This is a genomic window from Burkholderia sp. BCC1977 (assembly GCF_905339595.1).
Lineage (GTDB): Bacteria > Pseudomonadota > Gammaproteobacteria > Burkholderiales > Burkholderiaceae > Burkholderia.
Window position 1 is genome coordinate 35,901 of sequence record NZ_CAJPGQ010000049.1, and the last position, 19,286, is coordinate 55,186.

Annotated in this window: 20 protein-coding genes; 10 read left to right on the top strand and 10 right to left on the bottom strand. The window is 67.7% G+C overall.

Translation table 11 applies throughout. The features are described 5' to 3' along the window. The first annotated feature begins 6 nt into the window (after positions 1-6). Both U5771_RS29530 and U5771_RS29535 read left to right on the top strand, forming a co-directional pair. On the top strand, positions 7-1,140 hold the full coding sequence (locus U5771_RS29530; protein WP_322027247.1) for a class I SAM-dependent methyltransferase: 1,134 nt from the start codon (positions 7-9) through the stop codon (positions 1,138-1,140). Between the two features lie 89 nt (positions 1,141-1,229). Continuing rightward, complete coding sequence (locus U5771_RS29535) at positions 1,230-2,114, top strand: SAM-dependent methyltransferase (protein ID WP_322027248.1); 885 nt, start codon at positions 1,230-1,232, stop codon at positions 2,112-2,114. A gap of 55 nt (positions 2,115-2,169) precedes the next feature. Here U5771_RS29535 and U5771_RS29540 read toward each other — a convergent pair whose 3' ends face one another. Both U5771_RS29540 and U5771_RS29545 read right to left on the bottom strand, forming a co-directional pair. Continuing rightward, positions 2,170-2,742, bottom strand: a complete 573-nt coding sequence (locus U5771_RS29540) for a DUF1415 domain-containing protein (protein WP_322027249.1) — start codon at positions 2,740-2,742, stop codon at positions 2,170-2,172. Positions 2,743-2,824: 82 nt separating this feature from the next. Then, positions 2,825-3,448, bottom strand: a complete 624-nt coding sequence (locus U5771_RS29545; RefSeq protein WP_322027265.1) for a TetR/AcrR family transcriptional regulator — start codon at positions 3,446-3,448, stop codon at positions 2,825-2,827. A 218-nt stretch (positions 3,449-3,666) separates the two neighbouring features. Between U5771_RS29545 and U5771_RS29550 the strand changes: the two genes are divergently transcribed. The 3 genes from U5771_RS29550 to U5771_RS29560 all read left to right on the top strand — a co-directional run bounded on the left by U5771_RS29550 (position 3,667) and on the right by U5771_RS29560 (position 7,204). Then, positions 3,667-4,950, top strand: a complete 1,284-nt coding sequence (locus U5771_RS29550; RefSeq protein WP_322027250.1) for an MFS transporter — start codon at positions 3,667-3,669, stop codon at positions 4,948-4,950. A gap of 158 nt (positions 4,951-5,108) precedes the next feature. Continuing rightward, positions 5,109-5,714 carry a nitroreductase family protein gene (locus U5771_RS29555; RefSeq protein ID WP_322027251.1) on the top strand — a complete coding sequence of 202 codons (606 nt, stop codon included), beginning with the start codon at positions 5,109-5,111 and terminating at the stop codon, positions 5,712-5,714. Between the two features lie 239 nt (positions 5,715-5,953). Continuing rightward, positions 5,954-7,204, top strand: coding sequence for an Hsp70 family protein (locus U5771_RS29560; RefSeq protein ID WP_322027252.1), 1,251 nt, complete (start codon positions 5,954-5,956; stop codon positions 7,202-7,204). Between the two features lie 102 nt (positions 7,205-7,306). On the opposite strand, the gene U5771_RS29565 is transcribed toward U5771_RS29560, so the two are convergent. After that, a complete protein-coding gene (locus U5771_RS29565) occupies positions 7,307-7,510 on the bottom strand; it encodes a cold-shock protein (RefSeq protein WP_006477070.1) in 204 nt (67 codons plus the stop codon). Between the two features lie 420 nt (positions 7,511-7,930). Between U5771_RS29565 and U5771_RS29570 the strand changes: the two genes are divergently transcribed. Next, positions 7,931-9,529 carry an APC family permease gene (locus U5771_RS29570; RefSeq protein ID WP_322027253.1) on the top strand — a complete coding sequence of 533 codons (1,599 nt, stop codon included), beginning with the start codon at positions 7,931-7,933 and terminating at the stop codon, positions 9,527-9,529. 108 nt (positions 9,530-9,637) lie between these two features. Here U5771_RS29570 and U5771_RS29575 read toward each other — a convergent pair whose 3' ends face one another. The 7 genes from U5771_RS29575 to U5771_RS29605 all read right to left on the bottom strand — a co-directional run bounded on the left by U5771_RS29575 (position 9,638) and on the right by U5771_RS29605 (position 15,752). Continuing rightward, complete coding sequence (locus U5771_RS29575; protein WP_322027254.1) at positions 9,638-10,429, bottom strand: class III extradiol ring-cleavage dioxygenase; 792 nt, start codon at positions 10,427-10,429, stop codon at positions 9,638-9,640. Positions 10,430-10,651: 222 nt separating this feature from the next. Then, complete coding sequence (locus tag U5771_RS29580; protein WP_006759426.1) at positions 10,652-11,248, bottom strand: UbiX family flavin prenyltransferase; 597 nt, start codon at positions 11,246-11,248, stop codon at positions 10,652-10,654. A 13-nt stretch (positions 11,249-11,261) separates the two neighbouring features. Beyond that, positions 11,262-11,573, bottom strand: coding sequence for a Grx4 family monothiol glutaredoxin (gene grxD / locus U5771_RS29585; RefSeq protein ID WP_006477066.1), 312 nt, complete (start codon positions 11,571-11,573; stop codon positions 11,262-11,264). A gap of 67 nt (positions 11,574-11,640) precedes the next feature. Beyond that, a complete protein-coding gene (prmC, locus tag U5771_RS29590) occupies positions 11,641-12,483 on the bottom strand; it encodes a peptide chain release factor N(5)-glutamine methyltransferase (RefSeq protein WP_322027255.1) in 843 nt (280 codons plus the stop codon). Positions 12,484-12,490: 7 nt separating this feature from the next. Beyond that, positions 12,491-13,573 carry a peptide chain release factor 1 gene (gene prfA, locus U5771_RS29595; RefSeq protein ID WP_322027256.1) on the bottom strand — a complete coding sequence of 361 codons (1,083 nt, stop codon included), beginning with the start codon at positions 13,571-13,573 and terminating at the stop codon, positions 12,491-12,493. 92 nt (positions 13,574-13,665) lie between these two features. After that, a complete protein-coding gene (gene hemA, locus U5771_RS29600; RefSeq protein WP_322027257.1) occupies positions 13,666-14,964 on the bottom strand; it encodes a glutamyl-tRNA reductase in 1,299 nt (432 codons plus the stop codon). 26 nt (positions 14,965-14,990) lie between these two features. Beyond that, positions 14,991-15,752 carry a response regulator transcription factor gene (locus tag U5771_RS29605; RefSeq protein ID WP_322027258.1) on the bottom strand — a complete coding sequence of 254 codons (762 nt, stop codon included), beginning with the start codon at positions 15,750-15,752 and terminating at the stop codon, positions 14,991-14,993. 171 nt (positions 15,753-15,923) lie between these two features. Here U5771_RS29605 and U5771_RS29610 point away from each other — a divergent pair, with 171 nt between their 5' ends. Genes U5771_RS29610 through U5771_RS29625 form a run of 4 tightly spaced genes read left to right on the top strand, consistent with a single transcriptional unit; the run spans position 15,924 to position 19,238 of the window. Continuing rightward, positions 15,924-16,178 (top strand): hypothetical protein, encoded by a 255-nt coding sequence (locus U5771_RS29610; RefSeq protein ID WP_322027259.1) that lies wholly within the window; start codon positions 15,924-15,926, stop codon positions 16,176-16,178. 18 nt (positions 16,179-16,196) lie between these two features. Next, the gene (locus tag U5771_RS29615; RefSeq protein ID WP_322027260.1) at positions 16,197-18,011 is read left to right on the top strand and encodes an aminopeptidase P family protein; all 1,815 of its coding nucleotides are present in this window, start codon (positions 16,197-16,199) and stop codon (positions 18,009-18,011) included. Between the two features lie 55 nt (positions 18,012-18,066). After that, positions 18,067-18,618, top strand: coding sequence for a cysteine hydrolase family protein (locus U5771_RS29620; protein WP_322027261.1), 552 nt, complete (start codon positions 18,067-18,069; stop codon positions 18,616-18,618). Beyond that, the gene (locus tag U5771_RS29625; protein ID WP_322027262.1) at positions 18,615-19,238 is read left to right on the top strand and encodes an HAD-IA family hydrolase; all 624 of its coding nucleotides are present in this window, start codon (positions 18,615-18,617) and stop codon (positions 19,236-19,238) included. Before U5771_RS29620 ends, U5771_RS29625 begins: the two co-directional genes overlap by 4 nt. Positions 19,239-19,286 lie beyond the last annotated feature (48 nt).

Here is a 19,286-nt window from a genome sequence, read left to right on the forward strand (position 1 = left end):
GCTCGCGTGACCGATTTCCCCGTTTTCCACTGGACCGACGCCGACGGCGCCGAACATGCCGTGCGCTGGCGCTCCGAAGCCGGCGTGCAGCCGCCGAAGCGCGCCGTGCCCGCCGACGATCGCCTCACCGCCGACGCGGCGTACCGCCTCGCGTGCGAGGGCACCGCGCTCGTCTGGCAGGGCGACTTCCAGAATGCGCGCCAGCTCGTGCAGGCGATGGCGCGCCGCGTCGAACGCAAGCCGAAGAAGGCGAAGGCCGCGGCCGGCGTCGATGCCTTCAACCTGCATCGGCTCGCGCAATCGCAGCGCGCCCGCACGCTCGGGATGCTGCTGATCCCGCTCGACGCCGACTACACGATCCCGCTGCGCCGCGCGCCCGACGTGCGCGCCGCATGCGAGGAAGCGTACGGCCCGGGCGGCGCGCCGTCGGTCGTGTCGTTGCGCGAACTGCTCGGCCTCGTCGGCGCGCATGAATGGCGCAAGAAGGGTGTGCCGATTCCGGCGCTCGGCGGCGCGCCGATCCATCCGCATTACGGCGTGTTCTCGCCGGTGCGCGGCGAATACGTCGAACTCGTCGCGCGCACGCCGCTGCCGGCGACATCGCTCGCGTTCGACATCGGCACGGGCACCGGCGTGCTCGCGGCCGTGCTTGCGTCGCGCGGCGTCGAGCGCATCGTCGCGACCGACCAGGATCCGCGCGCGCTCGCGTGCGCCCGCGAGAACGTCGCGCGGCTCGGTCATGCGGGGCGCGTCGACGTCGTCGAAGCCGACCTGTTTCCGGCCGGCCGTGCGCCGCTCGTCGTCTGCAATCCGCCGTGGGTGCCGGCCCGTCCGAGCGCACCGATCGAATACGCGGTCTACGATCCCGACAGCCGCATGCTGCGTGGTTTCCTCTCGGGGCTTGCCGACCATCTCGAACCGGGCGGCGAAGGCTGGCTGATCCTGTCCGATTTTGCCGAGCATCTGGGCCTGCGGCCGCGCGACACGCTGCTGCAATGGATCGAAGAAGCCGGTCTCGTCGTGCTCGGCCGCGAGGACATCCGCCCCGCGCACCCGAAGTCCGCCGACGCGGACGATCCGCTGCACGCGGCACGTAGCGCCGAGGTCACGTCGCTCTGGCGGCTCGGCGCGCGAGCCTGATCGCGTATTTTCGGTAAACTGTCGCCATTCCTCACGAATTCCCGCCGCCGGGCCGTGGTCGACCGACCGTGGCCCGGCGCCGTTTCACGATGTCGAACAAGACCTACGAAATCCGTCCGGAGCAGTCCGTCGAGCTGCTGAAGGAACTGCATATCCTGACCCGCGACGGCAAGCTGAACCAGGACAGCCGCCGCAAGCTGAAGCAGGTGTATCACCTGTTCCAGTTCATCGAGCCGCTGCTCGCGAGCGTGCAGGCCGACAAGGGCGGCGTGACGCTCGTCGATCACGGCGCCGGCAAGTCGTATCTCGGCTTCATCCTGTACGACCTGTTCTTCAAGCAGCAGCCGGGGCACGGCACGCCGGCGTTCGCGTCGCACGTGTACGGGATCGAGACGCGCGAGGAGCTCGTCACGCGCTCCACCGAGCTCGCCGCGCGGCTCGGGTTCGGCGGCATGTCGTTCCTGAACCTGTCGGTCGCCGAGTCGATCACGTCGCCGAAGCTGCCCGAAACGGTCGATGTCGTCACCGCGCTGCATGCGTGCGACACGGCGACCGACGACGCGATCCGTTTCGCGCTCGCGAAGCGCGCGCAGCACATCGTGCTGGTGCCGTGCTGCCAGGCGGAAGTCGCGGGCGTGCTGCGCAAGAACAAGGGCAAGTCGCTCGCGAGCGCGCTGACGGAAGTGTGGCGGCATCCGCTGCATACGCGCGAATTCGGCAGCCAGATCACCAACGTGCTGCGCTGCCTGCAGCTCGAGGCGCACGGCTACCAGGTGAGCGTGACCGAGCTGGTCGGCTGGGAGCATTCGATGAAGAACGAGCTGATCATCGCGCAGTACAAGAACCTGCCGCGCCGGAAGCCTGGCGAGCGGCTGAACGAGATCCTCGGCATGTTCGGGCTCGCCGAACTGAACGAGCGCTTCTTCGCGCCCGCGGCGGCGGCCGGCGAGGCCGTCGAGCCGGCCGCGGACTGAGGCGGACCGACGCGCGGCCCGGCTGCCGCGCGTTAGCCGGCCGTCGCGCGACGCGTCAGACGTCGTCGCCCGGCCGGCCCATCCATTCACGCCAGCCGTCGTGGCCGAGGCGGCGCAGCGTTTCCTGGTTTTTCTCGTAGATCGCGGACGCATCCGGGAACGCGTCGACCGCGCGCGCGATGCTGTCCTCGCGCAGCAGGTGCAGGATCGGATACGGCGCGCGGTTCGTGTAGTTCTCGATGTCGTCGGCTTCGCTGCCTTCGAACCGGTACGCGGGATGGAAGCTCGCGATCTGCAGCACGCCGTCGAGCCGCAGTTGCCGCACGAGCCGGTCGGCGAAGAACAGCGCGTCGTTGTAGTCGACGAAATCCGCGAACGCGCGCGGATAGATCACGAGCGTCGTGTCGACTTGCCGCGGATCCGCCGCTTCGAGCGCGCGCAGCTCGGTTTCGAGGTCGGCGAGCGCGTCCTCGAGCGTCGCCGCTTCGCTGATCGCATAGCGCACCTGTTCCTTCACATAGACGCTCTTCGCGAACGGGCACAGATTGAGCCCGATCACCGCGCGCGCGAGCCAGTGCCGCGTGGCGGCGAGGATGGCGTCGTGCGAGTCGGGGCGGGTATCGGTCATGGCGAAGGCGGTCGGGCAAAGCGGCAGCGAGGGCCGCATTGTAGCTGGAGCGGGCACGCCGGGTTCGGGCGTGCGCCGCCCGTCACGCGCAGGCGGCTTCGATCAGCTGCGTGGCCAGCGCGGGCGCGGTGCCGATCGGCGTTTCGCTGTGCCGGTAGGTCTGGCTGGCCGCGTAGATGCCTTCGACGATGAGCGCGAGCGCATCGGCGAGCGCTTTCGGCTGCCGGGCGCCGGCGCCTTCGCACAACGCGAGGAGGCGCTTCATCAGCTGCTCCTTGTTCTGCGCGACGCGCTCGCGCGCCGGATGCGACGCATCCGGGAATTCGGCCGCGACGTTGACGAACGGGCAGCCGCGATAGTCCTTCTGCGTCGCGCGCTCCGCGAGATCGACGAAATACTGGATCAACTGCGCTTTCGGCTGGCCCGGATGCTTCGCGACGCTCGAATCGAGGCGCTCGAAGAAGCACGCATCCATCCGTTCCAGATACGCGAGGATCAGCTCGTCCTTCGACGAGAACTGACGGTACAGGCTCATCTTGTTGACGCCCGCGAGCTCGACGACCGCCTCGACGCCGACCGCGCGCACCCCTTCCTTGTAAAACAGCTCCTCCGCGGCGCGCAGCAGGTGTTCCTGCGCGGCGGCCGCGGCGATCGGCCGGCGCGTGCGGCGTGCCGGCGGCTTGTTGGCGGCCTCGATGCCCGACATGATGACCCTCGACTGCGTGATGGAATTGCTTGACATGTTACCGACTGGTCACTACGATCGCAACACACTTGTGACCGAGCGGTAACAATACCGGTCGGATCGACAGATAAATGCCAGGTATCGGCCCGGGTCAGCCGATGCAGCGTGCGGCGGAGGTGGCCTGGTGGTGAGGCGGGGCTGGCGCGCGGGTGCCGGGCCGCCAACTGGAGAGCGACAACATGAACTGGGCAGTGACACGAATCGGCGGGCGCTTCCACTACGGATGGCTCGCGGCGGCGGTGGTTTTCCTGATCCTGCTGGCGGCGGCCGGCACGCGCGCGACACCGAGCGTGCTGATGGTGCCGCTCGAGCGCGAACTCGGCTGGAGCCGCGCGGCGATTTCGTTGGCGATTTCGGTGAACATCGCGCTGTACGGCCTGACGGGCCCGTTCGCGGCCGCGGCGATGCAGCGCTTCGGGCTGCGGCCGACGATCCTGACCGCGCTGGTGACGATGAGCGCGGGCGTCGCGCTGTCGTCGATGATGACGCAGAGCTGGCAGATGGTCGTGATCTGGGGGCTGATGGTCGGTTGCTCGACCGGGGTCGTCGCGCTGACGCTGTCCGCAACCTTCGTCACGCGCTGGTTCCATGCACGGCGCGGCTTCGTGATGGGCATCCTGACCGCGAGCACGGCCACCGGCCAGCTCGTGTTCCTGCCGATGCTCGCGGCGATCGCGCAGCGCCACGGCTGGCGGCCGGTCGTGCTGGTCGTCGCGGTCGCGGCCGCGATCGTGATTCCGCTGGTCGCGTTCCTGCTGCCCGAGCAGCCGGCCGACGTGCAGCTGCGCCCTTACGGCGAGCCGGCCGATGCGCCGGCCGCGCCCGCCGCGACGAAGGAGAACCCGCTCGCGGTCGCGTTCCGCACGCTGCTGATGGCGAGCCGCTCGCGCGACTTCTGGCTGCTGTTCTTCAGCTTCTTCATCTGCGGCGCGAGCACCAACGGCTATGTCGGCACGCACCTGATCGCGATGTGCAGCGACTACGGGATGACCGAAGTGCAGGGCGCCTCGCTGCTCGCCGCGATGGGCGTGTTCGACCTGTTCGGCACGACGCTGTCCGGCTGGCTGTCCGACCGCTACGACAACCGCGTGCTGCTGTTCTGGTACTACGGGCTGCGCGGGCTGTCGCTGATCTACCTGCCGCATGCGTTCGGCATCGATTTCTTCGGGCTGCCGCTGTTTGCGATGTTCTACGGGCTCGACTGGATCGCGACCGTGCCGCCGACCGTGCGGCTCGCCACCGACGTGTTCGGCAAGGCCGCGGCGCCGGTCGTGTTCGGCTGGATCGTCGCCGGTCACCAGCTCGGCGCGGCGTTCGCGGCGCTCGGCGCGGGGCTGCTGCGTGCAAGCCTCGGCACCTATACGATCGCGTCGATGATCTCGGGCGGGCTTTGCATCGTCGGCGCGCTGATCGTGCTGCGGATCAACCGCGGCCCGTCCCGCGCGGCCGCGCAGGCCGCCTGAGCGCGGTGCGCCGGCCGGCCCGTGCGCGGGTGCGGCCGGTCAATGCAGGATCGATGATTTGCATTGCGCGGGATGACCGGGCGCGTGACTGCTCAAGCGGTTATGCTTGCGGTTCGCCGGGCGTTCGCGCCCCTTCATCGATGTCAGCGAGGAACCGCATGTCCGTCAAACCTGCTCCCACCACTGTTTCGATTCACGATCTGATCGCCGGCCGCTGGAGCCCGCGCGCGTATTCGGACGAGTCGATCAGCGCCGCCGATCTGCACACGGTGCTCGAGGCCGCGCGCTGGGCGCCGTCCGCATACAACGCGCAACCGTGGCGCTTCATCGTGTTCGATCGCACGCAGGACGAAGCGGCGTTCAAGCGCGCATTCGCGACGCTGGTGCCGTTCAACCAGGGCTGGAATGCGCCGTCGCCGGTGCTGATCGCCGTGACCGCGCACACGCTCACGCCGAAGGGCGAGCCGGCGCCGACCGCGCTGTACGATGCGGGCGCGGCCGCGATGTCGCTGGTGCTGCAGGCGCACGCGCTGGGTCTCGCCGCGCACCAGATGAGCGGCTTCGACGCGAAGGCGTTCCGCGATGCGTTCGCGATTCCGGCCGACGTCGCGATTCCGGCGATCATCTCGCTCGGTCACTACGGCAGCGTCGACAAGCTCGACCCGGTGCTGCGCGACCGCGAAAAGGCGCCGCGCACGCGCCATGCGATCGGCGAAGTCGTGTATGCGGGCGCGTGGAAGAAGGGCTTCGACGCCGCAGCCTGATTCCGCAAGCGGGCAGGCATGCCTCTGTCGCATCTGTTGCCGGCGTGCCGCGGGCGGGCGGCGGGGAGGTGTCGGGCACCGCTGTTCGCACCTGTCGCCGGCACGCCGCGGGTGCGCCTGATCGCCGCCCCGGGCCGGTTGCGCGGCACCGGTGGCCGCCCCGGTTGTGATCCGGCGGGCTTCATGTTAAAAAGCCCGTCCTTTCCGTTTTCGCGCCGGCCATGCTGCGGCACCTTCCCATGACTTACTGCGCGATCGATTTCGGCACCTCCAATTCCGCCGTGGCATTGCCCGACGGCGACGGCATGCGCCTCGCGCCCGTCGAAGGCGACCACCTGACGCTGCCCACCGCGATCTTCTTCAACAACGACGAGCAGACGGTCGAATACGGCCGCGCGGCGCTCGCGTCCTATATCGACGGTTTCGACGGCCGCCTGATGCGCTCGATGAAGAGCATCCTCGGCTCGCCGCTCGCGGAAACCACGACCGATCTCGGTGACGGCAGCGCGATGGCGTACACGGAGATCATCGCGCGCTTCCTGACGCACCTGAAGCGCAAGGCCGAGGCGCGCGCCGGCGCGCCGATCGGCCGCGCGGTGCTCGGCCGGCCGGTGTTCTTCGTCGACGACGATCCGCGCGCCGACCGCCTCGCGCAGGACCAGCTCGAAGCGGCCGCGCAGTCGGTCGGGTTCGCGGACGTCCATTTCCAGTACGAACCGATCGCGGCCGCGTTCGACTACGAGTCGCGCCAGCAGGCCGAGCGGCTCGTGCTGGTCGCCGACATCGGCGGCGGTACGTCGGACTTCTCGCTGGTGCGGGTCGGGCCGGAGCGGATGGCGCGCCTCGAGCGCAAGGACGACGTGCTCGCGCACCACGGCGTGCACGTCGCGGGCACCGATTACGACCGGCGCGTCGAGCTGGCGGCGATCCTGCCGGCGTTCGGCTACCGCTCGCTCGATCCGGAGGGGCGCGAGTTGCCGAACCGGATCTACTTCGACCTGGCGACCTGGCACCTGATCAACACGGTCTACACCCCGAAGCGGCTGGGCGAGCTGAAGCTGATGAAGCACCTGTACCAGGACGTCCGGCAGTACGACCGGCTCACGCGCGTGGTCGAGCAGCGGCTCGGGCATGCGCTGATGGCACGCGCGGAAGAAGCGAAGATCGGCGTGGCGGCGGGCGGGGAGACGATGATCGACCTGAACGACGTGGAAGAGGATCTGCAGATCGCGTTCGACGCCGAACGCCTCGTCGATGCGAGCGTCGACGACACCGCGCGCATCGTCGAGGCGGCGCGCGAAACGGTGCGGCTGGCGGGCGTCGCGCCGCGCGACGTCGGCGCGCTGTATTTCACCGGCGGCTCGACCGGGCTCGCGTTCCTGTCGGGGGCGCTCGCCGGCGCATTCCCGGACGCGCAGCCGGTGTTCGGCGACCGTCTCGCGAGTGTCGCGACCGGGCTCGGCATTCACGCTCAGCGGCTGTTCGGCTGACCGAAGGCCATTCGGATCGGCGGCGGCCGCCTGGCCGCCCGCCCCGGAAAACAAAAAGCCCCGCCGAAGCGGGGCTTTTTAACACGAAATATCGCGCCGAACTTAGACCGGACGGATGTTCGCAGCTTGCAGACCCTTCGGGCCCGTCTTCACTTCGAATTCAACCTTCTGGTTTTCTTGCAGCGTCTTGAAGCCTTCGACGCGGATTTCCGAGAAGTGCGCGAACAGATCGTCGCCGCCGCCTTCCGGGGTGATGAAGCCGAAGCCCTTTGCGTCATTGAACCACTTGACGGTACCGGTTGCCATGTTACTTGTTCCTAAAAAGATAAAACGGGGCCGAGGCCCATGGGTGCGGAAAATCAAGGAAGGGGGTAATAGGACCAACCGGAGTACCGTTGATGGGCGAACTACGAAAGAACCAATTCACTCGCCGCTTGAAATCCTGCAACGTTGTTTATACGGCTAATCGGGCGCGCGGTCAACCGGATTTCCATGGACTCAGGGTTATTGCGGAGTTCACGTTTACAAACCTTGCAAACGATGCGAATTTTTTGTAGGGGTCGAACGATTTTGGCGCCATCTTGAAGGTGCAACCGTTAAACTACGCGCCGCGCGGAAGGGTTGCCCCGATCGGGTAACCCTTCCCCCCAAAATTGCATGCGCGGTGCTGTCCGAGCCGATCCCGGACTGCAGGCCGACCATGCTTTTTGAGACACAGGAGAGGATGTGAAGAGTTCTATTCAACGGAACATCGGCCCGTTTGCACTGATGCTGACGGGCCTGGGTTCGATTATCGGCTCGGGCTGGCTGTTCGGTGCCTGGAAGGCCGCGAAGATCGCCGGTCCGGCGGCGATTTGTGCGTGGATCATCGGTGCGGTCGTGATTCTCGCGATTGCGCTGACGTACGCCGAACTGGGTGCGATGTTCCCCGAATCGGGCGGCATGGTGCGCTACGCGCGCTACTCGCACGGTTCGCTGGTGGGCTTCATCAGCGCGTGGGCGAACTGGATCGCGATCGTATCCGTGATCCCGATCGAGGCCGAAGCGTCGATCCAGTACATGAGCACGTGGCAGTATCCATGGGCGCATGCGTTGTTCGTGAACGGCGAGTTGACCACGCCAGGCCTGCTGCTGTCGGCCGTGCTCGTGGTCATCTACTTCTTGCTGAACTATTGGGGCGTGAAGGCCTTCGCGCGTGCGAACACCGCGATCACGATCTTCAAGTTCCTGATCCCCGGCCTCACGATCCTCGGCCTGATGCTGACGAGCTTCCACTCCGAAAACCTCGGCACCGCATCGAACGCGAGCTTCGCGCCGTATGGCTGGTCGGCCGTGCTGACCGCGGTTGCGACGAGCGGCATCGTGTTCGCGTTCAACGGTTTCCAGAGCCCGGTGAACCTGGCCGGCGAAGCGCGCAATCCGTCGCGCAGCGTGCCGTTCGCAGTGATCACGTCGATCCTGCTCGCACTCGTGATCTACGTGCTGCTGCAGATGGCGTACATCGGTTCGGTGAATCCGGTCGACGTCGCGAAGGGCTGGGCACACTTCAACTTCTCGTCGCCGTTCGCGGAACTCGCGCTCGCGCTGAACCTGAACTGGCTCGCGATCCTGCTGTATGTCGACGCGTTCATCAGCCCGAGCGGCACCGGTACGACCTACATGGCGACGACCACCCGCATGATCTACGCGATGGAGCGCAACAACACGATGCCGAAGATGTTCGGCAACGTGCACCCGATCTACGGCGTGCCGCGCCAGGCGATGTGGTTCAACCTGCTCGTGTCGTTCATCTTCCTGTTCTTCTTCCGCGGCTGGAGCTCGCTCGCGGCGGTGATCTCGGTCGCGACGGTGATCTCGTACCTGACCGGCCCGATCAGCCTGATGGCACTGCGCCGTGCGGCGACCGACATCGAGCGTCCGCTGTCGATTCCGCTGATGAAGCTGATCGCACCGTTCGCGTTCGTCTGCGCGTCGCTGATCCTGTACTGGGCGAGGTGGCCGCTGACGGGCGAGATCATCCTGCTGATGATCGTCGCGCTGCCGGTGTATTTCTACTTCCAGGCGAAGTCGGGCTGGACCGGCTGGGGCGCCGACCTGAAGGCCGCATGGTGGCTGGTCGCGTACCTGCCGACGATGGCCGTGCTGTCGCTGATCGGCAGCAAGGAATTCGGCGGTCACGGCGTGCTGCCGTACGGCTGGGACATGCTGATCGTCGCGGCAATCTCGCTGGTGTTCTACTTCTGGGGCGTGAACACGGGTTACCGGACCCAGTATCTCGACGAGCGCGAGTCGCACGACGAGATCCTTGAAGGGGTCGGTGCCTGACGCCTGACCTGCCACCGGAATCGGCGGTGGCGGAAAGCGCAAAAAAAGCCTGCCCGAGCGATGCTCGGGCAGGCTTTTTGTTTACGGTCGCCGGTTGTGTCGCCAGATTCAGGCGGTCGCGCTCGCGAATACGTAGTTCGTCATCGCAAGCACGCGTTGATACGTGCCGAGCGACTGGATGCCGAGCTGGTAGTCGTCGTCGGCCGCGCCGAGCGCGGTGAACACCGGCAGCAGGTGTTCGTCGGTCGGATGCATCAGCGCCGCATGCGGCGCCTGCCGGCGATAGTCGAGCAGCGCGTCGACATCGCGCGCGGCGAGCCTCGCCTCGAACCAGTCGGTGAATTCCGCGACGCGCGGGTCGGCGTCCTCGGGCGCCGCGCTGAAATCGGCCGCGCGCAGGTTGTGCGTGATCTGGCCCGAGCCGATCACCATCACGCCTTCGTCGCGCAGCGGCCGCAGCGCGCGGCCGAGCGCGAAGTGATGGGCCGCGTCCGCACGTGGCTGGATCGACAACTGCGCGACGGGCACGTCGGCCTCCGGGAACATCAGCAGCATCGGCACCCATGCACCGTGGTCGAGTCCGCGCTCGGTCGTCGCGGTCGCGATGCCGGCCGCGTTCAGCAGCGCGGCCGCCCGCTCGGCAACGTCGGGCGCGCCGGGCGCCGGGTAGCGGATCTCGTACAGTGCGCGCGGGAAGCCGTAGAAGTCGTGGATGGTTTCCGGATGCGCGTCCACGCTCGCGACCGGCTGCTGCGTGCCCCAATGCGCGGACAGCATCAGCACCGCGCGCGGGCGCGGCAATTCGGCACCAAGATGCGTGAACGCGCCGGACGGCAGCGTCGGGTCGATCGGCAGCGTCGGGGCGCCGTGGGACAGATAAAGCGAGGGCAAGCGGTTCATGGTGGGGAGCCTGCAAAAGGGTTTGCCTGTGACTATAGGCGCGCACCGGGCATTGATAAATCGGCTTGGTGGAATTTGATTGAATCTCACCAGTTGATAATCGAGCCGACTTCAGGGGCGCGGTGGCAGGCGGGGGCGTGATGTGCCGTCGGATCGAGCCGGAAGGCGGCTGAATCGGCGAAGATGCGTGAAGAACGGCGCCTGAGCGCCGCGTCGAGCGGCTTATTGCGCGGGCCGGATGCCGGCCCACGGCGTCGTCATCGGTGCGCTGAGCGCGAACAGGTCGAGCACGCGCGTGACGGTCTGGTCCACGAGTTCCTCGATCGTCTTCGGCATCGCATAGAAGGCGGGCAGCGGGGGGAACACGATGCCGCCCATTTCGGTCACGGCGGTCATGTTGCGCAGATGCGCGAGGTTGAACGGCGTTTCGCGCACCATCAGCACGAGACGGCGGCGTTCCTTCAGCGTGACGTCGGCCGCGCGCGTGATCAGGTTGTCCGACAGGCCGTGCGCGACGCTCGCGAGCGTCTTCATCGAGCACGGGGCGATCACCATCCCGTCGGTCGCGAACGAGCCCGACGCGATCGTCGCGCCGACATCGCGCACCGAATGCACGACATCCGCCCGGCTTTCGACCTCGGCCTTCGACAGCTTCAGTTCATGCTGGATATTGAGCCAGCCGGCGTTCGAAACCAGCAGATGCGTTTCGACGCCGCCGGCGGCGCGCAGCAATTCGAGCAGCCGCACGCCGTAGACCGCGCCGGTGGCGCCGGTGATCGCGACGATCAGCCGGCGTGGCGGCGCGCTGGGAGAGGCCATCGGGAAGGGGGGGTTACGCGGCGGCGAACAGTTGCTGCAGTTCGCCCGACTGGTACATCTCCATCATGATGTCCGAGCCGCCGATGAACTCGCCCTTCACGTACAGCTGCGGGATGGTCGGCCAGTTCGAGAATGCCTTGATGCCCTGGCGGATCTCGTCGTCCTCGAGCACGTTGACCGTCTTGAACTGGTCGACGCCGCAGGCCTTCAGCACCTGCACGGCGCGGCCCGAGAAGCCGCACATCGGGAATTGCGCGTTGCCCTTCATGAAGAGCACGACCTGGTTTTCGTCGACGATTTGCTTGATACGTTGTTGGGTGTCCATGACTGACCTTGCGTTTTCGGGGCGTTAGAACGAAATGATAGCGGATTTCAACCGGGCGGGCCGGCCATCAGCCGGGCCGGCGGCCGCCTGTCGTGCGTTCGATCGCAGCCAGGTCGGCGAGCGATTCGACCGCGACGAAGCCGCGTGACACCAGCAAGGCGCGCACGGCTTCGGCCTGGTCGTAGCCGTGCTCGATCCAGAGCGTGCCGCCCGGTTTCAGATAGGCGCCGGCGCCTGCGACGATCGTCCGGATCGCGCTGAGGCCGTCGGCATCGTCGGTGAGCGCGCCGCGCGGCTCGAACCGCAGGTCGCCTTGCGCGAGGTGCGGATCGTGCTGCGCGATGTACGGCGGGTTGCTGACGATCGTGTCGAACGCGAGCGCCGGATCGAGCGCGGCGTACCAGTCGCTCTGCAGCCAGTGCAGCGGGCCGCCGGGGCGGCGCGCGTCGAGCAGCTTGTTCGCGTTGCGCTGCGCGACGTCGAGCGCGGCCGATGAACGGTCGAGCGCCCATACGCGTGCGTCGGGCCGTTCGGCGGCGATCGACACGGCGATCGCGCCGCTGCCGGTGCCCAGATCGAGCACCGCCGGATGCGGCCGTCCGTCGATCGCGTCGAGTGCGGCTTCGACGAGCAGTTCGGTTTCGGGGCGCGGGATCAGCACGTCGGGCGTCACGTCGAACGGCCGGCCGAAGAATTCGCGCATCCCGACGAGTTGTGCGACCGGCTCGCCCGCCACGCGGCGCGCTTCGAGCGCGCGGTAGCGTGCGATCGCGGCGGGCTCGAGCGGGGCGTCGCCGCGCGTGATCAGCTGCGTGCGGGTCCAGCCGAGCGCGTACGCGAGCAGCACGCGCGCATCGACCGGGTCGAGCGGCGACGCGCGCAGCAGTTCGTCGGCGGTGGTGTCGGGCATCGCGGCCTCAGTCGGTATCGCCGAGCGACGCGAGCAGTTCGGCCTGGTGTTCGGTGACGAGCGCGCCGATCAGTTCGTCGAGATCGCCGTCCATCAGCGCCTCGAGCCGGTACAGCGTCAGGTTGATCCGGTGGTCGGTCATCCGGCCTTGCGGGAAGTTGTACGTGCGGATCCGTTCCGAGCGGTCGCCGGAGCCGATCAGGCTCTTGCGCGTCGCCGCTTCCTTCGCATGCTGCTCGTGATACTGCTTGTCCTTGATCCGCGCGGCGAGCACCTTCAGCGCGCGATCCTTGTTCTTGTGCTGCGAACGGTCGTCCTGGCACTCGACGACGATCCCGGTCGGGATGTGCGTGACGCGCACCGCCGAATCGGTCTTGTTGATGTGCTGGCCGCCCGCGCCCGACGCGCGGAATGTGTCGATCCGCAGGTCGGCCGGATTGATCTCGACCTCGCCGATCTCGTCGGCTTCCGGCATCACCGCGACCGTGCAGGCGGACGTGTGGATGCGCCCCTGCGTCTCGGTCGCCGGCACGCGCTGCACGCGATGGCCGCCCGATTCGAACTTCAGCCGCGAGTACGCGCCCTGGCCGGCGATCCGCACGATCACTTCCTTGTAGCCGCCGAGATCCGACGCGCTCTCGGACATCATCTCGACCTGCCAGCGCTGGCGTTCCGCGAAGCGCAGGTACATGCGCAGCAGGTCGCCCGCGAACAGCGCCGATTCGTCGCCGCCGGTGCCCGCGCGGATTTCGAGGAAGATGTTGCGGTCGTCGTTCGGGTCCTTCGGCAGCAGCATCTTCTGCAACTCGCCTTCGAGACGGACCATGCGCTCACGTGCGCCGCGAATCTCGTCTTCGGCGAAATCGCGCATCGATGCATCGGCGAGCAATTCCTGCGCGGCCGTCTCGTCGCTGCGCGACTGGCGCCACAGCGCATACTGCTCGACGACCGGGCCGAGTTCCGCGTGTTCACGCGTCAGCTTGCGGTACTGGTCGAGGTCGGCCGTGACATTTTCGCGGCTCAGCAGGTCGTTCAGTTCGGCCAGCCGGGTAGACAGCTGGTCGAGCTTGCGTTGCATGCTCGTCTTCATGGTGTGGAGCGACGCTCCCGGGCAAGGGTATTCGGAAAGGATAGGCCGGCGGCAGGGCAATAACTGGCCGGCGGCAGGGCAACCGGCCGGCGCTAGTGGCCGGACTGGTCGTTCGAGCGTGGTGCGTGCTGGTAGAAGCTGCGCATCAGGTCGATCAGCGAATCGCGGTCGGTGCCGTTCACGCGGTTGAGCGCGCTCGTCGGGCCGTGGATCAGCTTGTTGGTGAGCGCCTGCGACAGCGCTTCGAGGACGGCGGCCGGATCGTCGCCGCGCGCGAGCAGCTTCTGCGCCTTCTCGACTTCCGCGCGGCGCAGCGCGTCGGCCTGCGTATGCATGTGACGGATCACCGGCACGACGCTGCGCGTGTCGAGCCATTGCATGAAATTCTGCACGCGCGTCTCGATGATCGTCTCGGCTTGCGCAACCGCGGCCTGGCGCGATGCGTTGCCTTCGCGCACGATCGCGCCGAGATCGTCGACGGTGTAGAGGAATACGTCCTTCAGCTTGCCGACTTCCGGCTCGATGTCGCGCGGCACCGCGAGGTCGACCATGAAGATCGGCCGGTGGCGGCGTGCCTTCACCGCGCGTTCGACCGCGCCGAGGCCGATGATCGGCAGCGTCGACGCCGTGCACGACACGATGATGTCGAATTCGTGCATGCGGGCCGGCAGGTCCGACAGCGGCATCGCGCGGCCGTTGAAGCGTTCGGCGAGCCGCTGGCCGCGTTCGGCCGTGCGGTTCGCGACGACGAGTTCGCGCGGGCTTTGCGCGGCAAAGTGCGTCGCGCACAGCTCGATCATCTCGCCGGCGCCGATGAACAGCACGCGCTGATCCGACACCTTTTCGAAGATGCGCTGCGCAAGGCGGACCGCGGCGGCGGCCATCGACACCGACTGCGCGCCGATCTCGGTCGTGCCGCGCACTTCCTTCGCGACGGCGAACGTGCGCTGGAACAACTGGTTCAGATAGGTGCCGAGCGCGCCGGCTTCCGTCGCGGTGCGCACCGCGTCCTTCATCTGGCCCAGGATCTGCGTTTCACCGAGCACCATCGAGTCGAGACCCGACGCGACGCGGAAGGCGTGCCGGACTGCTTCCGACTGCGGCAGCGCATAGACGTGCGGCGCGAGTTCGTCGACCGAAATCTGGTGGTACTCCGACAGCCAGCGAATCGCTCCCTCGCGTGCGGCCCGATCGTCGGTCGCGCAGTAGAGTTCGGTGCGGTTGCAGGTGGAGAGGATCGCCGCTTCGGGCGCATTGGGCGCCTGGGGGCCGAGGAACACGTTCTTGAACGTGACGAGAGCCGGCTTGATTTGCTCGAGCGGAAACGCCACGCGTTCGCGCAGGGCGACAGGCGCAGTGTGGTGATTGATTCCGATCGTGAGGAGTTGCATATCGAGGGCTATCGTTTAGCCCCATATTATAGCGTTTCAGCGATTTCCTCACTCGCGGCATACCGGGCATCGGCGTGGCGTGGCCTGGAATTTGGGGGCTCGATCGGCACGCGGTCGAGCTGATAGCCGTAGCCGTAGAGCGGCAGAAGCCGGTAGCCGTGCTCCGGAAGCAGTTGCAGCTTGCTGCGCAGCCGGGACGCATGGGTGTCGAGCGTGCGCGACTTCATGTCGCGGCGGCGGGCCCAGACCGTTTCGAGGATATGGGCGCGCGACACGGGGCGGGACAGGTTCGCGAACAGCAGCTGCGCGAAGCGGAACTCCTTCGGCGTGAGTGCGACGACGGCGTCGCCGAAGCGCACGAGGCTGTGGGTCGCATCGAATGCGTATTCTCCATACATTTCGCGCGAGCGATTCGGCGGCCGCCGGACACCGGCGCGCCGGCTCAGTGCATTGACCCGTGCGAGCAGCTCGGGCCCGCTCACCGGGCGCACGAGGCAGTCGTCGGCGCCGGCGTGCAGGCACGACACGACTTCGCTTTCGCGCGGCAGCTGCATCACGGCGATGGCCGGCAGCCCGGGCAGGATCGCCTGCGCCCGCGGAATGACTTCCTCGGCCGGCTGGTCGCCGGCCCAGTTGCCGGTGATCAGCATGTCGCAGGTATCGGTGGCGAGCCACTCGAAGAACGCCGCGCTGGACGGAAACGCGTGGCACACATGACCGCCGGCGAAGAGCAGGCGGTTCAGGAGCGCAGCATGACGTGCCTCCGGATCGATCAGGGCGATTCGCATGAGGATTTCTTCAATACGGCTGCCAGTGCGCGCTTGCCATAACGTCGGGTCGGCCCCTACACTCGAATGTTCGCGGCGCCCGGCTGGTCTCGGGTTCGATGGATGAATCGATGCTAGCCGCTGGCAACGTTCACGCCTATGGGACGAATCTGAATTTATAGAAGGCGTCGAATGAACTGGTTTGGAATCCTTGTCCTGGGAGCGGCCGTCGGGCTGTTCGGCCGGTGGCTGCATCCGATGCGGCGCTCGGGCCGGCCGGCATGGTGGATCGTGGTGCTGGTCGGCATCGCAGGCGCCGCCGCCGCGCGCATGGCCGGCAACCTCTCCGGACTGTTTTACGATGGCGAAACGCTCGAATGGCCGGTGTGCACCGGCGTCGCGTTCCTCGCCGTAGCCGTGACGGTCGCCGTGTCGGCCCGTCGCTGAAAGCCCTCAGGTGAAATCATGAATGCCCGTCTCCCCGAAGTCTCGTCGGTGCCGGCCCGCCTCGCGCTGCTGCGCGGCGCGATGGTCCGCGAGGATCTTGCCGCCTATCTGGTGCCGTCCGCCGATCCTCACCTGTCCGAGTACCTGCCCGAACGCTGGCAGGCGCGCCGCTGGCTGTCCGGTTTCACGGGCTCGGTCGGCACGCTGGTCGTAACCGCGGATTTCGCGGGCTTGTGGGTCGACAGCCGTTACTGGGTGCAGGCCGACGCGGAACTCGCCGGCACGGGCGTCCAGCTGATGAAGATGACGGGCGGGCAGCAGAGCGCGCCGCACGTCGACTGGCTCGCGCAGAACGTGCCGGCCGGTACGACGGTCGGCGTCGACGGCGCCGTGCTCGGCGTCGCGGCGGCACGCGCGCTGACGGCTGCGCTGAGCGCGCGCGGCATCGCGCTGCGCACGGATCTCGACCTGCTCGACGCGATCTGGCCGGAGCGCCCGGGGCTGCCGGACGACGCGGTGTTCGAGCACGTGGCGCCGCAGGCCGACACGGCGCGCGCAAGCAAGCTCGCCGAAGTGCGCCGCGCGATGCACGCGCAGGGCGCGCAATGGCATTTCGTGTCGACGCTCGACGATCTCGCGTGGCTGTTCAACCTGCGCGGCGCCGACGTCAACTTCAACCCCGTGTTCGTCGCGCACGCGATGATCGGCGCCGATCGCGCGACGCTGTTCGTCGCCGACGGCAAGGTGTCGCCGGCGCTGGCCGCGTCGCTCGCGCAGGACGGCGTCGAGGTCCGCGCGTACGACGCCGCGCGCGCGTCGCTCGCGACGCTGCCCGACGGCGCGACGCTGCTGATCGATCCGCGCCGCGTGACGTTCGGTACGCTCGAGGCCGTGCCGGCCGGCGTGAAGCTGATCGAGGCCGTGAACCCGTCGACGTTCGCGAAGTCGCGCAAGACGTCCGCCGAGATCGAGCACGTGCGCGTGACGATGGAGCACGACGGCGCCGCGCTCGCCGAATTCTTCGCGTGGTTCGAGCAGGCGGTGAACCGCGAGACGATCACCGAGCTGACGATCGACGAGCGACTCACGGCCGCGCGCGCACGGCGCCCCGGCTACGTGTCGCCGAGCTTCGCGACGATCGCCGGCTTCAACGCGAACGGCGCGATGCCGCACTATCGCGCGACGCCCGAGTCGCACGCGACGATCGCCGGCGACGGCCTGCTGCTCGTCGATTCGGGCGGCCAGTACACGACCGGCACCACCGACATCACGCGCGTCGTGCCGGTCGGCACGGTCAGCGACCTGCAGCGCCGCGATTTCACGATCGTGCTGAAGTCGATGATGGCGCTGTCGCGCGCACGCTTCCCGCGCGGCATCCGCTCGCCGATGCTCGACGCGATCGCGCGCGCACCGATGTGGGCGGCCGGGCTCGACTACGGCCACGGCACCGGCCACGGCGTCGGCTACTTCCTGAACGTGCACGAGGGCCCGCAGGTCATCTCGCACTACGCGCCGGCCGAGCCGTACACGGCGATGGAAGAGGGGATGATCACGTCGATCGAGCCGGGCGTGTACCGGCCCGGCAAGTGGGGTATCCGGATCGAGAACCTGGTTGTGAACCGCGCGGGCGGGCAGACGGAGTTCGGTGACTTCCTCGCGTTCGAGACGCTGACGCTGTGCCCGATCGACACGCGCTGCGTGCTGGTCGAGATGCTGCATGAAGAAGAGCGCGCGTGGCTGAACGCGTATCACGCGACCGTGCGCGAGCGCGTCGGCCGGCACGTGAGCGGCGACGCGAAGGCGTGGCTCGACGCACGCACGCAGCCGATCTGACGCAACGCGCGATACCGGCCGCACGACGGCTGGATCATGACCGAAAGGGCAACCGATGGCAGACACCGCAGTGATCGTGATCGACATGCAGCGCGGGCTGGTGCAGCGGGCGCTGCCCGCGTACCGGCTCGACGACGTCGTGTCGGGCATCAACCGGCTGACCGCGGCGGCCCGTGCGGCGAACGCGCCGGTGTGCTTCGTGCAGCACGACGGCGATGCGGACGACGACATCGTGCCCGGCACGCCCGGTTGGGAACTGCACGAGGAACTGATCGTCGGTCGCACCGACTGGCGCATCCGCAAGCAGATGAGCGATTCGTTCCACGGCACGCCGCTCGCCGCGCAGCTTGACGGCCACGGCATCCGTGCGGTGCTGATCTGCGGCTATGCGACCGAGTTCTGCGTCGATTCGGCCGCACGCCGCGCGGCACTGCTCGGCTACCGGACGACCGTCGTCTCCGACCTGCACACGACGAACGCGCGCACGCACCTGTCGGCCGCGCAGATCGTCGCACATCATCACTTCGTGTGGGAAAACAATACGCTGTCGGGCAATGCGGTGACACCGCGTCCGCTCGCCGACGTGCTCGCGACGGAGTTCGCATGACGATCAAGGCAGTGGTGTTCGATTTCGGCGGCGTGCTGATCGACTGGAGCCCCGAGTACCTGTACCGGCAGCTGATTCCGGACGAAGCCGAGCGCCGCTGGTTCCTCACGCACGTGTGCGCGATGGACTGGGTGATCCGCCAGGACGGCGGGCAGACGATCGACGAGGGCACGAGCGAGCTCGTCGCGAAGTTTCCGGCGCACGAGGCGCTGATCCGCGCGTTCTACGCGCGCTGGCACGAGATGATCGGCGGCGTGCTCGACGAAGGCGCCGCGCTCGTCGACCGGCTCGATGCGCAGGGAATGCCGCTCTTCGGGCTGACCAACTGGTCCGCGCAGACCTTTCCGTATGCGTGGGACAACTTCCCGGTGCTGCGGCGCTTCAAGGACATCGTCGTGTCCGGCCGCGTGAAGCTCGTGAAACCCGATCCGGCGATCTACCGCGAAATGCATGCGCGGATCGATCCGCATCTGCCGGGCATTGCGCCGGATGAGCTCGTGTTCATCGACGACAACGCGAAGAATGCCGCGGCCGCGACGGCGCTCGGCTGGCACGGCATCCATCACACGAGCGCGGCCACGACCGAGGCGCGTTTGCGCGAGCTGGGCGCGCTCGCGTAGGCGTCTGCCAAACGGCGGCAGCCAGATGAAAAAAGCGGGCCATGCGCC

Excerpts from the sequence above, each read along its gene's own strand:
- U5771_RS29535 (WP_322027248.1), top strand. The coding sequence starts at position 1,230 with ATGTCGAACAAGACCTACGAAATCCGTCCGGAGCAGTCCGTCGAGCTG.
- U5771_RS29540 (WP_322027249.1), bottom strand. The coding sequence starts at position 2,742 with ATGACCGATACCCGCCCCGACTCGCACGACGCCATCCTCGCCGCCACG.
- U5771_RS29545 (WP_322027265.1), bottom strand. The coding sequence starts at position 3,448 with ATGTCGGGCATCGAGGCCGCCAACAAGCCGCCGGCACGCCGCACGCGC.
- U5771_RS29550 (WP_322027250.1), top strand. The coding sequence starts at position 3,667 with ATGAACTGGGCAGTGACACGAATCGGCGGGCGCTTCCACTACGGATGG.
- U5771_RS29555 (WP_322027251.1), top strand. The coding sequence starts at position 5,109 with ATGTCCGTCAAACCTGCTCCCACCACTGTTTCGATTCACGATCTGATC.
- U5771_RS29560 (WP_322027252.1), top strand. The coding sequence starts at position 5,954 with ATGACTTACTGCGCGATCGATTTCGGCACCTCCAATTCCGCCGTGGCA.
- U5771_RS29565 (WP_006477070.1), bottom strand. The coding sequence starts at position 7,510 with ATGGCAACCGGTACCGTCAAGTGGTTCAATGACGCAAAGGGCTTCGGC.
- U5771_RS29575 (WP_322027254.1), bottom strand. The coding sequence starts at position 10,429 with ATGAACCGCTTGCCCTCGCTTTATCTGTCCCACGGCGCCCCGACGCTG.
- U5771_RS29580 (WP_006759426.1), bottom strand. The coding sequence starts at position 11,248 with ATGGCCTCTCCCAGCGCGCCGCCACGCCGGCTGATCGTCGCGATCACC.
- grxD (WP_006477066.1), bottom strand. The coding sequence starts at position 11,573 with ATGGACACCCAACAACGTATCAAGCAAATCGTCGACGAAAACCAGGTC.
- prmC (WP_322027255.1), bottom strand. The coding sequence starts at position 12,483 with ATGCCCGACACCACCGCCGACGAACTGCTGCGCGCGTCGCCGCTCGAC.
- prfA (WP_322027256.1), bottom strand. The coding sequence starts at position 13,573 with ATGAAGACGAGCATGCAACGCAAGCTCGACCAGCTGTCTACCCGGCTG.
- hemA (WP_322027257.1), bottom strand. The coding sequence starts at position 14,964 with ATGCAACTCCTCACGATCGGAATCAATCACCACACTGCGCCTGTCGCC.
- U5771_RS29605 (WP_322027258.1), bottom strand. The coding sequence starts at position 15,752 with ATGCGAATCGCCCTGATCGATCCGGAGGCACGTCATGCTGCGCTCCTG.
- U5771_RS29610 (WP_322027259.1), top strand. The coding sequence starts at position 15,924 with ATGAACTGGTTTGGAATCCTTGTCCTGGGAGCGGCCGTCGGGCTGTTC.
- U5771_RS29615 (WP_322027260.1), top strand. The coding sequence starts at position 16,197 with ATGAATGCCCGTCTCCCCGAAGTCTCGTCGGTGCCGGCCCGCCTCGCG.
- U5771_RS29620 (WP_322027261.1), top strand. The coding sequence starts at position 18,067 with ATGGCAGACACCGCAGTGATCGTGATCGACATGCAGCGCGGGCTGGTG.
- U5771_RS29625 (WP_322027262.1), top strand. The coding sequence starts at position 18,615 with ATGACGATCAAGGCAGTGGTGTTCGATTTCGGCGGCGTGCTGATCGAC.